12 protein-coding genes are annotated in these 16,443 nt (G+C 39.5%); 1 reads left to right on the top strand and 11 read right to left on the bottom strand.

The genetic code is table 11. From position 1 onward, the window contains the following. Window positions 1–393: 393 nt before the first annotated feature. The 11 genes from rlmD to pruA form a co-directional block, all read right to left on the bottom strand. Complete coding sequence (gene rlmD / locus BMX63_RS11890) at window positions 394–1,776, bottom strand: 23S rRNA (uracil(1939)-C(5))-methyltransferase RlmD (protein ID WP_093135873.1); 1,383 nt, start codon at window positions 1,774–1,776, stop codon at window positions 394–396. 145 nt (window positions 1,777–1,921) lie between these two features. Continuing rightward, on the bottom strand, window positions 1,922–2,818 hold the full coding sequence (locus tag BMX63_RS11895; protein ID WP_093135876.1) for a diacylglycerol kinase: 897 nt from the start codon (window positions 2,816–2,818) through the stop codon (window positions 1,922–1,924). 139 nt (window positions 2,819–2,957) lie between these two features. After that, on the bottom strand, window positions 2,958–4,388 hold the full coding sequence (gene gatB, locus BMX63_RS11900; protein ID WP_093135879.1) for an Asp-tRNA(Asn)/Glu-tRNA(Gln) amidotransferase subunit GatB: 1,431 nt from the start codon (window positions 4,386–4,388) through the stop codon (window positions 2,958–2,960). Further along, window positions 4,385–5,857, bottom strand: a complete 1,473-nt coding sequence (gene gatA / locus BMX63_RS11905) for an Asp-tRNA(Asn)/Glu-tRNA(Gln) amidotransferase subunit GatA (RefSeq protein WP_093135881.1) — start codon at window positions 5,855–5,857, stop codon at window positions 4,385–4,387. Before gatA ends, gatB begins: the two co-directional genes overlap by 4 nt. A 13-nt stretch (window positions 5,858–5,870) precedes the next feature. Continuing rightward, complete coding sequence (gene gatC, locus BMX63_RS11910; protein ID WP_093135884.1) at window positions 5,871–6,161, bottom strand: Asp-tRNA(Asn)/Glu-tRNA(Gln) amidotransferase subunit GatC; 291 nt, start codon at window positions 6,159–6,161, stop codon at window positions 5,871–5,873. A gap of 597 nt (window positions 6,162–6,758) precedes the next feature. Continuing rightward, window positions 6,759–8,039: an isocitrate lyase gene (gene aceA, locus BMX63_RS11915; protein WP_093135886.1), complete on the bottom strand. Its 1,281-nt coding sequence runs from the start codon at window positions 8,037–8,039 to the stop codon at window positions 6,759–6,761. 19 nt (window positions 8,040–8,058) lie between these two features. Continuing rightward, window positions 8,059–9,651, bottom strand: coding sequence for a malate synthase A (gene aceB / locus BMX63_RS11920; RefSeq protein WP_093135889.1), 1,593 nt, complete (start codon window positions 9,649–9,651; stop codon window positions 8,059–8,061). A gap of 208 nt (window positions 9,652–9,859) precedes the next feature. After that, window positions 9,860–11,404 (bottom strand): sodium/proline symporter PutP, encoded by a 1,545-nt coding sequence (gene putP / locus BMX63_RS11925; RefSeq protein ID WP_093135892.1) that lies wholly within the window; start codon window positions 11,402–11,404, stop codon window positions 9,860–9,862. 435 nt (window positions 11,405–11,839) lie between these two features. Then, complete coding sequence (locus BMX63_RS11930; RefSeq protein ID WP_093135894.1) at window positions 11,840–12,700, bottom strand: methyl-accepting chemotaxis protein; 861 nt, start codon at window positions 12,698–12,700, stop codon at window positions 11,840–11,842. 19 nt (window positions 12,701–12,719) lie between these two features. Continuing rightward, window positions 12,720–14,177, bottom strand: coding sequence for an aldehyde dehydrogenase family protein (locus BMX63_RS11935; protein WP_093135898.1), 1,458 nt, complete (start codon window positions 14,175–14,177; stop codon window positions 12,720–12,722). Between the two features lie 177 nt (window positions 14,178–14,354). Then, entirely contained in the window at window positions 14,355–15,905 is a 1,551-nt protein-coding gene (gene pruA, locus BMX63_RS11940; RefSeq protein WP_093135900.1) for an L-glutamate gamma-semialdehyde dehydrogenase, read from the bottom strand. Window positions 15,906–16,148: 243 nt separating this feature from the next. Here pruA and BMX63_RS11945 point away from each other — a divergent pair. Further along, on the top strand, window positions 16,149–16,443 hold a 295-nt coding region (locus BMX63_RS11945; RefSeq protein WP_143060130.1), incomplete at its 3' end, for a helix-turn-helix domain-containing protein.

A 16,443-nucleotide genomic window follows, 5' to 3' on the forward strand; every position in this document is an offset into this window, starting at 1 on the left:
CCATGCCAGATTCATGGTGAGTAAAAAGCTGATTTTCTTAATTAGGAAGATCAGCTTTTTCTACTATGTGAAACCAAAATAAACTCAAGCTAAAATCCCCTCCTCAAACCCGCATTCCACCACTAGCGTTAAAATAAAGTTTTGCTACGGAACCCCCATTTTGAAGGGTTTTCGGATCAAAAATGGACGTTTTTTCGCCTATTTTCCACCTGTTTTTTCACCATTTTTTCGGAGTTATAAAAAACATATGTGAAATAAGAAAAAACCGAGAAAAGAGAGAATCCAGGAATAACAAGGGTTTTGGCATGAAAAGACCCCGAGTTCGCAAAAGTATTTTTTAACGAAATCAGGGTCGGACTAGCAAATGTTTATTTTAACTAGCAAGAGATTTTATTAATTAGACAAATCTTTTTCAATCAAAGCCACACTCTCAATATGGCTTGTCTGCGGAAACATATCCACCGGCTGTACTTTTTTTGTTTCATAACCTCCCTCAGCTAAAATATTCAAATCTCTCGCTAAAGTGGATGGATTACAGGAAACATAAATAATACGTTTAGGCTGCATATCCAACATGGCTTTAAGTAACGTTTCATCACAGCCTTTTCGTGGTGGATCAACCACGATAACATCAGGTCTTAACCCTTGAGCTTTCCACCAATCCATCACTTTTTCAGCTGCTCCTACATAGAACTCTGCATTATGAATCCTGTTTAATTTTGCATTTTTCTTCGCATCATCAACAGCTTCGGGAACAATCTCCACTCCATAAACCTTTTTGGCTTTCTGGGCAAGGAAGAGAGAAATCGTTCCAATACCACAGTAAGCATCGACAACCGTTTCATTACCGCTTAAATTGGCGTACTCTAATGCAATGTCATAAAGATTCTTCGTTTGCACAGGATTAACCTGATAAAAGGACTTCGCGGAAATCGCAAATTGGATATCTCCAATAGCATCGTGGATGTATTCTTCACCCCACAAAAGTTTTGTCTTTTTCCCTAATATGACATTGGTGCGTTCAGGATTTACGTTTTGCATAATGGACTTCACATTAGGATAGGCCTTAAGAATTTCTTCGACGATTTTCTCCTCATAGGGAAGCTTATCTGTCCTGGTTACAAGAACAACCATAATCTCATTGGTTTCCTTTCCATTACGGACCATAATATGTCGAAGAATGCCACGATGATTATTCTCATCATATGGAGTAATCCCTGCATCTTCGGCAATTCGACGCACAGCTTCGACCATACGATCATTTTGTTCATCTGTAATCGGACACGTATCCATATTGATTATGTCATGACTTCGTTTCTTATAAAAACCAGTTTCTAAACGACCCTCTACACCTTTCACAGGAATTTGAACTTTATTTCGATACCGCCAAGGATCCTCCATACCGATTGTCGAGTGAACAGGAACATCTTCTAAATGTCCAATTTTTCGCATGGCATCCTGTACTTGCTTTTGTTTCACATCAAGCTGCATCTTATAGCTCATATGCTGGATCTGACAGCCCCCACATTGATAAAAAACATCACAAGGGGGTTCAATACGCTCTGGACTTTGCTCTAATACCTTCAGTAATTTTCCAAAACCAAAGTTTTTCTTAACCTTAACTACTTTTACTTTGGCTTTTTCACCGGGTAAACCGTAGGGAACAAATAAAGGATAGCCATTTATTTTACCTACCCCAGAGCCTTCGTGGGTTAAATCGACAAATTCAAGTTCAACCGTTTCATTTTTGGTAACAGGTGGTTTTACTTTAGCCATGTTTAATCTTCCTTTTTATTAAGCTTTCGATTCTATTTTTCCTTTAATTGCTTGAAAAACTCATGGTAGCTCATGATTTCTTTAACAATTGCCTTTTTCCTTCCCATTTACAGAACAAAGAATACGAAATCAGACAAACTCCTGTCTAATCCGTATTCTCAGGAACGAAGAATTCAATATGCTGATACAAATTGACAAATTTCCCGGGCAATAATCCGCCATATTCCCCGTCAATATTTAACGAAACTTTTTCTTCTACATCAACCGTCACTGATTTTGTCTTCGCATAAATAATTTTGTCATGGTGAATATGGTTGCCTTTAAGAAGACTAGTCGCTATTTTAGGAATGTCACCAAAATGTGTTTTTCTTACAATTAACAGGTCAAAATAACCATCATCCATTTCTCCTTCTGGATTTGCTCTTTCAAATCCGCCAATGGAACTGGAATTTGTAATCAAAAACATCATAATCGGTTCTTCCAGGATATGATCATTATAAGTAATCCGAACATTGATTGGTTTCATAAAGGGGAGCATCTCAATTCCTTTTATATAATATGCAAGTTGTCCAAGCATCGTTTTTAGTTTACTGGGCACTTCATAGGTCAGTTCAGTGATTTTTCCTCCACCCGCGATATAAATAAAATATTGCTCATCATTAATTTTACCAATGTCGATTTTTTTCGTATGTCCGGCCACGACGACATCAATGGCCTTTTGAATATTCCTGGGAATTCTTAGCGAGCGAGCAAAATCATTCGTTGTCCCCACGGGAATAACGCCAAGTTTAGGACGATAGGGTTGTTCAGCTAAACCGTTAACCACTTCATTAATCGTCCCATCTCCTCCAGCAGCAATTACAACATCATATTTACGTTTCACTGCAGTCCTGGCAGCTTCTGTTGCATCTCCTGCTCCTGTTGTTGCATGAGTAGATGCCTCATAACCGGCCTGCTCCAGTTTTTGTAAAACGATGGGAAGTTCCTTTTGAAATGCCTCACGTCCCGATGTCGGATTATAAATAATTCTGGCACGCTTCATCTTCTTCACCTTCATTTTTGGATATCTAACCAGTTTTCATCATATCCCTTTTTGATTGAAATGAAAAGAGCAGATTGTGACGGAATCTGCTCTTTTAACATATCTATGCGGACAACCTTGAACTCTTTCCTATTAGAATCTATCTTTTGTCCATTTCCTCTAAGATAATTTTATTAACCATCTTAGGATTAGCTTGCCCTTTTGTTGCCTTCATCACTTGTCCTACCAGGAAACCAAGTGCGCGATCTTTTCCGTTCTTATAGTCATCAATAGATTGCTGGTTCTCATCCAGAATACCTGTAATAATTTCAGTAAGCTGTCCTTCATCTGAAATTTGTACAAGTCCTTTATCTTTAACGATTTTTTCCGGATCTCCACCCTTTTCAACCAGCTCACTAAAGACTTTCTTCGCAATTTTAGAAGATATGGTTTCATCTGCAATTAACTTCACCATTTTCGCAAGAGCATCTGGTGTTAAAGCAATATCCTTTAGCTCTTGATCATGCTTATTTAAATAACCGGAAACTTCACCCATTAGCCAGTTAGAAGCTAATTTAGGATCTGCCCCAGCTGCAATGGTTTCTTCAAAGAAGTCGGACATTTCTTTTGTAAGGGTTAAAACCATAGCATCATAAGCAGGAAGTTCCAAATCATTGACATAACGATCCTTTCTGGCATCTGGAAGTTCCGGAATCTCTCCACGAACCCGCTCCTTCCATTCCTCATCAATATATAATGGAACTAAATCAGGCTCTGGGAAATAGCGATAATCATCAGAACCCTCTTTCACGCGCATCAGGATGGTCTCTTTCGTTTGTTCATCGTAACGACGAGTTTCCTGAAGGATTTCCCCACCGGAAAGTAATACCTTTTCCTGGCGCTTTTCCTCAAATTCAAGGCCTTTTTGTACATAGTTAAAGGAGTTCAGGTTCTTCAGCTCCGTTTTAACACCAAATTCCTCTTGTCCAATGGGGCGAAGGGAAATGTTGGCATCACATCTAAGAGATCCTTCTTCCATTTTACAATCGGAAACACCTGTATATTGAATAATGGATTTTAGCTTTTCCAAATAGGCATAAGCTTCTTTTGGTGTACGAATATCCGGCTCTGAAACAATCTCAATAAGTGGTGTTCCTTGACGGTTAAAGTCTACTAAAGAATAACCATCATCACTATGTGTTAGTTTTCCTGCGTCCTCTTCTAAATGCAAGCGTGTAATCCCGATTCTCTTCTTTTCTCCATCCACCTCAATCTCAATCCAGCCATTTTCCCCGATTGGCTGATCAAATTGAGAGATTTGGTAGGCTTTAGGATTGTCAGGATAGAAATAGTTTTTACGGTCAAATTTGGTGTTCGTTGCAATATCACAATTCAAAGCAAGAGCAGCCCGCATACCGAAATTCACGGCTTCTTCATTAAGTACGGGCAAAACACCTGGATACCCTAAATCAATCGGGTTTACGTTTGTGTTGGTATCATCACCAAATGCGTTCGGGCTTGGACTAAAAATCTTAGACTGCGTTTTTAATTCAACGTGAACTTCTAAACCTATGATGGTTTCAAAATTCATGACTGAACACCTCCCAATGCTGGCTTTTGCTTATGGAAATCTGTTGCCTGTTCAAATGCATGGGCTGTACGATAAACGGTGCTTTCATCAAAGTGTCTTCCAATAATTTGCAACCCAATTGGCAATCCTTCAGCTGAGAAACCACAAGGAATCGAAATACCTGGTACGCCAGCAAGGTTAACTGGAATGGTAAGAATATCATTGGCATACATGGTTAGTGGGTCTTCAATCTTCTCTCCAATTTTGAAAGCTGGTGTTGGGGTTGTTGGTCCCATAATGACGTCATACTTCTCTAGTACTTGATCAAAATCCTGTTTAATTAATGTACGTACCTGTTGGGCTTTTTTGTAATAAGCATCATAATAACCTGAGCTTAATGCAAAGGTTCCCAGCATAATACGGCGTTTGACCTCTTCACCAAAGCCCTGACTGCGGGATTCTTTAAACATATCCATCATGGACTTCGCATTTTCTGCTCGAACTCCATAACGCACACCGTCAAATCTTGCTAAGTTTGCTGATGCTTCAGAAGATGCTAATAGATAATAGGTTGCCACAGCATACTTGGAGTGAGGCAGAGAAACTTCTTCCCACTCTGCACCTAATTCTTCATATTTTTTCAAGGCTTCGAGAATAGAATTGCGTACTTCTTCATTCACACCTTCACCTAAATATTCTTTTGGAACAGCAATCTTCAAGCCTTTTACATCACCTGTTAATGCCTCAGAGTATTTCGGAACGTCTACATCAGCACTCGTAGAATCCATTTGGTCGTGTCCGGAAATCACTTCAAGTACTTTGGCATTATCCTCAACCGTTTTGGTTACCGGTCCAATTTGATCCAAGGATGAAGCAAAGGCAACTAGTCCAAAACGGGATACTCTTCCATATGTAGGTTTTAAACCAACTACTCCACAAAAGGCAGCTGGTTGACGGATGGATCCTCCTGTGTCAGAACCTAATGCATACAGAACTTCACCAGATGCTACGGCTGCAGCTGAACCTCCACTTGATCCACCTGGTACATAATCCGTATTCCAAGGGTTTCGGGTGGTAAAATAACTTGAGTTTTCATTCGATGAACCCATTGCAAATTCATCCATATTCAGCTTACCAATTGTAATCGACTTAGCCTGATTCAACTTGTCTATGACCGCCGCATTATATAAAGGATCATTAAAGTTATCTAAAAATTGACTCCCGCAAGTGGTGCGTAAACCTTTTGTTACTATATTATCTTTAATCCCAGCAGGAAGGCCGAACAATTTCTCCTCTGCCGTTGCGTCACTTTCATCTAGTTCTTTTGCCTGTTTGCGAGCTTCCTCCTCATTCAGGGTTAAGAAAGCTTTAACCTGATCATCTACGTCAGAAATTCTTTGATAAGCTTCTTCTACTAAATCCTGAATTTTTATTTCTTTTTTATGTATTTTTTCCTGTAATTCTTGGATTGAATAATCAAATAGTGACATCTCTTCTACCTCCTTACTCTAAAATGGATGGAACGTGGAATTGCCCGTCCTGTTTTTCAGGTGCATTCTTCAATGCTTCTTCCTGTGTCAACCATTGTTTTGGTTCATCTTTTCGCATGACATTCTTCAAATCCAGTACGTGCGTTGTAGGCTCTACATTTTCTGTATCCAGTTCATTTAATTGCTCGGCAAATTTAATAATCGAACCTAACTCATCCGTTAATTTCTCTGCCTCTTCCTCTGTAATCGCCAGTCGTGCAAGATTTGCAACATGTTTAACCTGCTCTTTTGAAATCTCAGCCATCTCATTCACCTCCAAAATAATCGAACACTTACAATATTTATTTATAATAGCAAAATTACCTATGGAGTAGCAACTTGTACCAATGTTTATTCTAACATTTTAAAGGGCAAAAGAGGAACATTTTACAATAGGATCCGGTTTAAAAGCTTTATCGATGTGACAGGATGATTGCAAAATGCGAGTCTGAGCAGCAAAACAGACCGAATCTCACTTAACATCGACTTGTTTATTCACAACACAGACTAAACTAAACCCTCGGGACCGAATCCAGTCTTCATCCAACAGAATCTCCGCCTAGCAGAGTGGATTATTCCTGAAAAAGACATCATTTCCACTCACACAGACAGACAGCTCATCCATACTGATATGTCCTCCTATACAGCAATTGTTATCGTCTTTTTAAGGCGTTTAAACAAACGTTTGTTTAACAAGATTTACGCACTCTGGACACCCTTATTTTCCCAAAACCTATTGCTTCTTTTTCATTCTATTGATATCTTTTGAATAAGCCAGAGGGATTTTAATACGTCAGGTGAAGAACTGGAGGCATTATAAAAGCCTACCCTGCGGCAACAGAGTAGGCCGTGATTTACCGTGTTATGATTTAACCGTAAATTGCTCTTCTTCTGTAGAATCTTTGAGCGCGGTTGTGGAAGAAGTCCCTCCAGATACAACAGTAGATACCTGATCAAAGTAACCAGTTCCTACTTCCCTCTGGTGTCTTGTTGCTGAATAGCCGTCTTTTTCACTTGCAAATTCTGCTTGCTGCAATTCAGAATAGGCTTCCATTCCACGATCTTTATAACCTCTTGCTAATTCAAACATGCTATGGTTCAAGGCATGGAATCCAGCAAGTGTTACGAATTGAAACTTATAACCCATTTTGGCAATTTCTTTCTGAAAGTTCGCTATGGTTTGTTCATCAAGCTTTTGTTTCCAGTTAAAGGATGGTGAACAATTATAGGCAAGCATTTTATGTGGATATTTTTCATGAATCGCATCTGCAAATTTCCTGGCCTCTTTAAGATTTGGCTCTGAAGTTTCACACCAGATTAAATCAGCATAAGGTGCATAGGCAAGCCCTCTTGCAATCGCCTGATCAATTCCTGCCTTTGTACGGTAAAAGCCTTCTGAAGTACGTTCACCTGTAATAAATTCATGGTCATACGGATCCACATCACTAGTCACCATATCTGCCGCATTTGCATCCGTACGAGCAATCAGTATCGTTGGTGTACCCATTACATCTGCTGCAAGTCGAGCAGAAATTAAGTTTCTTACTGCCGTTTGAGTAGGGAGTAATACTTTCCCACCCAGGTGACCACATTTCTTCTCAGAGGAAAGCTGATCTTCAAAGTGTACCCCTGAAGCACCTGATTCAATCATTCCCTTCATTAATTCAAAAACGTTCAGTTGACCCCCGAAACCTGCCTCAGCATCGGCTACAATTGGTTGAAACCAATCAACAGAATCATCATCTTCCAAATAGTGAATTTGGTCTGCCCTTTGTAATGCTTGATTTATACGCTTAACTACATGCGGCACACTATTAGCAGGATACAGGCTTTGATCCGGATACATGTGTCCAGAAATATTTGCATCTGCAGCTACCTGCCACCCACTTAGATAAATGGCCTTCAAACCAGCTTTAACCTGTTGTACAGCTTGATTTCCGGTCAATGCTCCAAGGGCATGAATATAATCTTCCGTATTTAAATAATTCCAAAGCTTTTCTGCTCCTTTTCTGGCAAGTGTGTGTTCAATATCGATAGAACCTCTTAGGCCAATAACCTCTTCAGCTGTATAAGGGCGCTCCACATCTTTCCAGCGACTATCCCGCTCCCAATTTTTCCGCAGCTCTCTTACACGTTTATTCATATAAAATTCCTCCCTTTTCTTATAAAATTTCATATCCAGGTAATGTTAGAAATTCTTCCAACTCATCCTTTAAAATTAATTTATCAAACAACTCTACAGCTTCTGAAAATCTCCCCTGTTCAAACACCTCTTCCCCGACTTCAGAAATAATTTGTTTTACCTCTTCCTGCTTAAGCTCCTGGTAAAGCTCTTCTGTCACCTCCCTGCCATTAGATAGTACGCCTTTTGGATGACGAATCCACTGCCATATTTGGGCTCTGGAAATTTCTGCAGTAGCTGCGTCCTCCATTAAATGATTGATAGGTACAGCACCTCTTCCTTGTAACCAATTGGCGATATACAGAATACCCACACGAATATTTTGTTTAAGCCCTTTTTCTGTAATATCACCTGTTGGAATTTCAAGCAGGTCTTCAGCGGAAACCTGCAAATCATTTAATTTTTTCAGATCAACCTGATTCGCATCTGGCATTTCCTTATCAAACACTTCCTTGGCTACTGGAACTAAACCAGGGTGGGCAACCCAAGTGCCATCATGACCGTCTTTTGCTTCCCGTTCCTTATCTATCCTAACTTTTGCAAAGGCCTTTTGATTTGCATCTTCATCTCCCTTAACCGGAATTTGAGCGGCCATGCCACCAATTGCCTGTGCTCCTCTTCTATGACAGGTTTTGATGGTAAGTAAAGAGTAGGATCTCATGAATGGAACGGTCATCGTTACTAGCGATCGATCTGGCAAGATGACCTCCTGATGACCTTTACGTTTTTTCAAATAGCTAAAAATGTAATCCCATCTGCCGCAGTTTAACCCTGCTGAGTGATCTTTTAATTCATATAAAATCTCATCCATTTCGAAAGCTGCCAATATGGTTTCAATTAAGACAGTTGCTTTAATCGTCCCTTTGGGAATCCCAAAGTATTCTTGTGCAAATACAAACACATCATTCCATAGGCGTGCCTCCCAATGACTTTCCATTTTGGGAAGGTAAAAATAAGGTCTTGTTCCTGCCTCTATTAACTTCTCCGCATTATGGTAGAAGTACAAACCAAAATCAAACAGACTCCCGCTCATTGGCTTCCCATCAACAACCAAATGCTTTTCTTCTAAATGCCAGCCTCTTGGTCTTACAAACAATACGGCTGTTTCATCATTCAACTCATACTTTTTGCCCTTCTCCGTTGTTAATTCAATCGTTCTTCGCACAGCATCTTTTAAGTTGATTTGACCCTGGATCATATTTTCCCAGGCAGGTGCAGTAGCATCCTCAAAACAGGCCATAAAAACTTTTGCTCCGGAATTAAGGGCATTAATGACCATTTTCCGATCTACTGGACCTGTAATCTCTACTCTTCTGTCTTGAATTTCTTCTGGAATCGGAGAAATCTTCCAGTCACTTTCACGGATGTTTTTTGTCTCGGGTAAGAAATCAGGCATCTCACCAGCATCAAATTTTTTCTGGCGTTCTTCTCTGTTCTGTAACAGCTCTTGTCTGCGTTTTCCAAATTTTCTTTCTAACTGCTGCAAAAACACAAGGGTTCCTGCTGTTAAGATTTCTGTGTCATCACGTCTCTCTTCCTTTTGGTTCGCTACACCGGCTACTTTCGCTGTCAAAATCTCACCATCCTTTTGTTATAATACAGTTTCTTTTATATAGTATGTATTATATAACAGGGTTGCAAAAAATGTAACCCCTTTTCTTAGAAAAAATAACGAAAAATTTCGACAAATGAGCGTCTGTATATGGAGATGTGCATAATGTAAAAAGGGATGTACCAACAACGTTGGTACATCCCTTTTTCATCGGTATCTTTGTTATATATTATCCGTTTTTGGCCATTTCACGTGCTTCCTCAAACTCTTTTTCCATCTCTGGATTCGTTTTTGTAAATAGGCTAATTCCAATGGTTAAAAGTGTATTCAACAGGAATCCCGGGACAATTTCGTATAAATCAAATAATCCACCGGAAAGGTTAGCCCATATAACAACCATCACTGCTCCTGCAATCATTCCCGCCATTGCACCTGGCGCAGTAACCTGCTTCCAAAATAGGGATAAAAGAATGATTGGCCCGAATGCTGCACCAAATCCTGCCCAGGCATAACTTACTAAGTTTAAAACAGAACTACTTGGATCACTTGCAATGATAATCGCTATAATGGCTATAACGATAATGGACAAACGAGCTACTGTAACCAATTCTTTATCAGAAGCATTTTTTCGGAAAATTCCCTTATAAAAGTCCTCTGCTAAAGCGGATGATGATACAAGCAGCTGTGAGTCAATCGTACTCATAATTGCTGATAAAATAGCTGCCAGGAGAATTCCTGCAACAATAGGATGAGTTAAAAATTGTGATAATAAAATAAAGATAGATTCTTCGTCATCCAGTAATGAAAAATCAATAGCTGTTCCATTTTCAAGTGCAGATACCAATTTGATATTTTCTTCTGCTAGAACACTAGCATCTAATGACGCGATATAAGCAAATCCAGCAAGTCCTGCGAAAATGGCACCAAACAACCCGATTACCATCCAGGAAATTCCGATAAACCTGGCTTTTGGAACGTCCTTATGAGATCTTAATCCCATAAATCTCACTAAAATATGAGGCTGTCCGAAATAACCTAACCCCCATGCAAGCGAGGAAATAACTCCGATCACCGCTACTCCAGACACCATTTCTAAATGGTTGGTTCCCATTTGTGAACTGAGATTCCCTACAGTATTTAGAGTCTCCTGCCAGCCTCCTAATTTTGAAATAGCAACAATTGGCAGAATGATAAGAGCTGCGAACATTAGAATTCCTTGAATAAAATCAGTCCAACTTACAGCCAGGAAACCACCTAAAAATGTATAAGCAATGATAACAATCGCACCGATCCAAAGACCTTGCGTATACGTTAAATCAAATGATGAACTAAATAATTTTGCTCCTGCTGTCATTCCTGATGCTGTATAAATCGTAAAGAAGAATAGAATAACCAACGCAGATACAAAACGGAGGATATGAGAGTGGTCTTTAAAGCGGTTTTCAAAAAAGTCAGGAATGGTAATGGAATTATTTGATACTTCTGTATAAGTCCTAAGTCGTTTGGCAACAAACTGCCAGTTTAGATAGGCACCAATCGAAAGACCAATAGCTAACCATGCTTCTCCTAAACCTGATATATAAATCGCACCTGGCAGTCCTAATAGAAGCCACCCGCTCATGTCTGAAGCCCCAGCACTAAGAGCAGCAACCCCTGGACTCAAGGTCCTTCCACCTAAAAAGTAGTCGGATAGATTACTAGTCAGTCGATAGCCGACAATACCAAGTAATAGCATCCCGGCTAAATATACAATAAACGTAATAAAAGTACTCATTAATTTTTGTCACCTCTGTTAAATAATGTGATAGCTGATAGTATGATTAAAATAGGCATCGGAACAAATAACCAAAACATCGTTGCTCCTGATAATACGTAGTCTTCCAATATTCACCCTCCTTTGTAAACACAATGTTTTTATTATTACATTTTGACAAAAAGATGACAAAGTCGTCTCAGCTTGAATAAATGTAGTGAATCTCTCTCATTTTGTCCAAGTACGATATAGACTATCCACATTGCTTATTGCGACAAAATCCGACATTATGCTTGAATATATTTTAAAAATATCTCGCTTGTCACATTGCACTGGAACTAGACGTGTCCATTCCTGAATTTTTATCCATAAGCTTTTATTTTTACATTTTCTATACCACAAAAAACCCGAAAACCTCCAACTAAGAAGGTTTTCGGGAAGATGATAAACAATTATCTATTTATCTGCATAAATCTGCTTTTCTGCTAATTGGGCTAAATCTTGAGCGTTGGTGCTAATTTCCTGAATCGTTGATGATATTTCTTGTATAGCAGCGGCCTGTGAGTCTGTCATTTTATGGATACCGGCAAAGGCGCCATCCAGTTCGGTAATCAGACTTTGAATTTTTTGCGTTGCATCATCAATTTTTTTGACGTTATCCTTTGAGTTATTGGCCAGTTTGCGAATTTCTTCAGCAACAACACCGAAACCTTTTCCGGCATCTCCAGCACGCGCAGCTTCAATCGATGCATTTAATCCCAGAAGATTACTCTGTTCAGAAATACCTTTAACAACTGTTGAAACCTCACCGATTTCTTCTGTACTTTCATTTACCTCTTTTACTTGCGAAGAAACATTGGTGACATTTTGAGCCAACTCATTGATAGAGCTTGTCACTTCTTGAATAGAAGAAGCCGACTGTTCGACTACTGCCGAAAGACTTTCGGCCACTTCGTGAAGTTTATTAGCTTTTTCCAGGCTGGTACCTAGCCCTACTCCTCCAATAACCGTATCCTTTTCATCATGTAATGGAATAGCTCGGGCTATTAGCGGAAAACCAAATAATTCTTTCGGTACGATCTCCGATTTTTGCTGGTTTTCCCGAATAGCTTTTGTGATAATGTCACCTTCTGCAAGTGGATCACCAGGGGTTACATTTAGCGAGAACGTTTCCCCGGGAATATTAATAATCAGCTTTTCGGTATCATAGATGCCGATTGTGATATCATCATGTGTCAATTGGTTCAAAAATGGTGCCACTTTAATAAAGGCATCCAAAAGTTCTGAATCTGTCTTAACATTATTTATATCCGTCATATCTCTTCTCCTTTACTGTTTAGTATGGAAGTTGACGTTGTCCATAGTTAATCGAAATCCACTTTAAGGTCGTAAATTCTTCAAGGCTCCATTCTCCGTTTAGACGACCTAGACCGGATTGCTTTTCACCACCGAAGGCAACAATCGGTTCATCATTAATCGTGATATCGTTGACGTGAATCATACCAGTATGTACACGTTTGGCTAATTGAACACCCCGTTCACCGTCGGCTGTATGAACGGCACCACTAAGACCAAAGTTGGTATGATTAGCCATTTGAATAGCTTCCTCATCTGTTTCGAATGTCATAACACTAACAACAGGGCCAAACATCTCCTTCTGGGCAACATCCATATCCGGAGTAACATTTGTCAGGATGGTTGGCTCTACCATATTCCCCTGAATATCTCCTTTAAGTAGTGGTGTCGCCCCCTGTTCAATGCCCTTTTCAATTAATGCTTTAAGGTTTTGGGCTGCGCCTTCATTTACTACAGGACCTATAACGGTATCAGGATTACGTGGATCACCTGTTTTCAGTGATGCAATTTTCGCCTTGTACTTGGTAATAAACTCTTCATATACAGATTGGTGGACGATAATACGATTAGCCGACATGCAAATTTGACCTTGATGTGTAAATCGACTGAAAGCCGCTGCATGAACTGCATAGTCGATATCTGCATCATCCAGAATGATAAAAGCACTGTTACCACCCAATTCAAGCAGTGGTTTTTTAAAATTCTTCACGGCCAGCTGCGCAATATGTTTACCCACAGCAGTTGATCCTGTAAAAGAGATGATTCGTGGGATTGGATGCTCTACAAAAGTATCACCGATTTCACTAATATCCGTGACTACTACATTAAAAAGACCTTTGGGAATTCCAGCCTCTTCAAAAATCTTAGCAATCAGTGTACCGCCTACGATTGGTGTTTCCTCATGGGCTTTTAGAACAACACCATTTCCGGCTCCAATGGCTGGTGCAATGGATTTAACAGATAGGAAAAAAGGAAAATTAAATGGGCTAATAACCCCAACGACACCTGCAGGCATACGATAGAGGCGGTTTTCCTTTCCATCTTCAACAGATGGGAGAATTTTGCCCTCTTTCTTCAGTGGAAAGGTGGCTGCTTCCTTAATCATATCTTTTACAAGACCAATTTCAAACGCAGCTTTTAAATGGGTTCCACCAAGTTCATCAATGATCATATTCGTAATAGCTTCTTCATGTTCCTCAATATAAGCTACAGCTTTTTCAAGAATATCCCGCTGCTTATACGGGTTAATCTGATTCCATTCATCCATTGCAGATTGCGCTCTTTGATACGCTTCATCTATATCTTCTGTTGTAGCCATCTTAAATTCTGTAATGAGGTCATCTTTGTATGGATTTTTATCAGCAAGTAAACGACTACTCTTACCATCACGCCATATTCCAGCAATGTATTGTTTGTTCAGTGAATGAATATCTATCATCTTACCCCTCCTAGTCATTTAACACTATTTATATCGTCAGGGAGAGTAGTTAAATTAAGAAAATAAATTAAAATTAGATAATTCGAACTAGGAATTCAATCCTGATGTCATTTTTGGGCTTTAATCTAAAAAAAAGGCACTGAACCCGGCTGGTTCAGTGCCTTTTTACTTTCCATTTTAAAGCATTTCAGAGGTGGTTTTCCCTTGCATAAAGTTAGTTAAATAATCAGGTCCACCTGCTTTAGAGTCTGTACCTGACATGTTAAATCCACCGAATGGATGGTAACCTACAATCGCTGCTGTACAACCGCGGTTGAAATAAAGGTTACCTACATGGAAATCCTCTCTGGCTTTTTCAATGTGTTCACGATTGTTAGAGATTACAGCTCCTGTTAATCCATATTCGGTATTGTTAGCCACATCAATCGCTTCATCAAAGTTTTTCGCCTTGGTAAAGGCAACAACAGGCCCGAAAATTTCTTCCTGCATAATGCGGGCTGTTGGAGAAACATCTTTAAACACTGTTGGTTTAATGAAATAACCAGTGGAATCATCACCTTCTCCACCTGTTACCAATTCCCCCTCTTCTTTTCCTACCTCAATATAGCTCATAATTTTATCAAAAGCAGCTTGATCAATAACTGGACCCATATAAGTACTATGTTTTGCAGGATTATCTAATGAGCAGTTTTGTTCCGTTAACTCTTTAACACGTGTTACGAGATCTTCATATACATCTTCGTGTGCAACGACACGTGAACATGCAGAACATTTTTGTCCTGAGAAACCAAATGCAGAGTTTACAATCGATTCTGCTGCTAATTCAAGATCAGAATCGTCATCTACTACAATAGTATCCTTGCCCCCCATCTCTGCTACAACGCGCTTAAGCCAAGTCTGACCGTCCTGCACCTTAGCAGCTCGTTCATAGATACGTGTTCCAACTTCTCTTGAACCTGTGAAGCTGACGAAACGTGTACGAGGATGCTCGACTAAGTAATCTCCTACTTCAGAGCCGCTTCCAGGAATATAATTTATCACTCCAGCAGGCATACCCGCTTCTTCCATTACTTCCATAAACTTATATGCAATAACAGGAGTGGAACTAGCCGGCTTTAACAGCACTGTATTACCTGCAACCATAGATGAAACGGTTGTACCTGTCATAATTGCAAATAAGAAGTTCCATGGGGAGATTACAACACCAACTCCAAGCGGAATGTAGTGAAAACGATTATTTTCAATCGGACGGCTGTTCACAGGGGCACCATCTTTTAAACGTAGCATTTGACGTCCATAATATTCTAAGAAGTCAATACCTTCTGCAATACCAGCATCCCCTTCTTTCCAAGGCTTTGCCCCTTCCTTTATAATCCAGGCATTGAATTCAAATTTACGACGACGAATAATGGCTGCAGCACGGAATAAAATGTCTGCACGCATCTCCGGCTTCGTTTTGCTCCAAGTATTAAATGTTTTATCGGCTACCTGCATCGCTTTTTCAGCGAGTTCCTGATTTGACTTGGAAACCTTACCTACAATCTTTTCTTTGTTCGCAGGATTTCGCGAAACAATTTTATCCTCTGTATAGTAACGTTCTCCACCAATAATTAAAGGGTATTCCTTACCTAATTCAGCTTCAACTTGTTTGATTGCCGCTTCCTGCTTCTTTCGATTCTCGTCATTTGTAAAATCTGTAAAAGGCTCATGTGTGTATGGTACGACCATGTTCATTCCTCCCTTTATGATATGAATCGCCTTTAATATCTCTATATAAGGCATCCACTTATATTTTAACCTATTCAGACAAGCCGTTCAAATCACACTATTGGTATTTTTCTAAAAAATATGATAAAAAATCGAATAGCCATGTACCTTGAAATATCGCTTTTTAGAGCCAAAAAAGACTAACCACATTGATGTGCACCCCAAAAGTTAGACGAACTAATTCTAACTTTTGGGGTGTTTTTTGTGGTCAAATATGATGAAGGATTTAAGCAAAATGTAGTTAACGCTTATTTAGCTGGAGAAGGTGGATATGCTTCCTTGGCTAAAAGATTTGGAATTCGAAGTAAAACCAATATAAGAAAATGGGTCAGTGCTTTCCGACAGTTTGGGGAACAGGGTTTGACTACTAAAAAAGCATCTACGAATTATCCTGTTCAATTTAAATTAGATGTCATAAACTATAAGGTAAGAACAGGAGATTCCCTTGAAGATGTTGCTAGAAAATTTGGCATTACTGAACCGCCTTTGATTCTTAATT

The organism is Salinibacillus kushneri (assembly GCF_900111405.1).
GTDB classification, from domain to species: Bacteria; Bacillota; Bacilli; order Bacillales; family Alkalibacillaceae; genus Salinibacillus; species Salinibacillus kushneri.